Raw genomic sequence first — 713 nt, 5'->3', positions numbered from 1 at the left:
GTATCATTGCCTAAACCACCTGTTAGGGAATCGTCCCCCGCACCACCATCTAAAGTATCATTGCCGGTACCTCCATTTAAGGTGTCGCGCCCTTCTCCGCCTAAGAGTATGTCATCACCGTCCAAGCCATTTAGATTATCATCTCCCGCCAATCCACTTAGCGTATCAGCGTCAGCTGTCCCCTGAATGGTATCGTTGCCCGCTGTTGCCTCAAATGTTTTAGTTCGAAGCTCAGAATCTGACCATGTTGACGAAGTTGCATCAAATTGAATCGAGAGACTTGTTCTCTGGCTTGGATCCGTATCGAAAAAGCCAAAGACTTCGATTGTTTCTCCGCTGGCAGTCAGGGTTATGATCAAATCATCGTCGCTATTCACCAGGTCTATTTCACTTGGGTCAACCGTCTCGGAAAATATGAGTAGATGAGACGCTTCAGCACCTTCTGCACGAATTTGATCATTCCCATCTCCCAAAGCATAGTGATAGATATTATGGCCCGCACCTCCGTATAAATAGTCATCGCCATTACCGCCAATTAAGGTGTCATCACCATCATTTCCATATAATGTGTCTTGCCCATCCCCCCCATTTAGCTCATCACTCCCTTGGTTTCCAGACAATATGTCATTACCTTCATCACCGAAGAATTGGTCATTCCCCTCTTGACCTGTGATCGTATCATTGCCCGCAAGCCCGCTAATGACCTCACCTTC

General features: G+C 47.0%; 1 protein-coding gene. It reads right to left on the bottom strand.

Features of this window, described 5'->3' with window-relative positions:
• Positions 1–713, bottom strand: a 713-nt coding sequence (locus tag A3735_RS08330; RefSeq protein ID WP_304439983.1) for a calcium-binding protein, incomplete at both ends; no start/stop codon positions are given.

It is taken from the genome of Oleiphilus sp. HI0061 (genome assembly GCF_001635675.1).
This window is presented reverse-complemented; position numbering and strand designations above follow the sequence as displayed.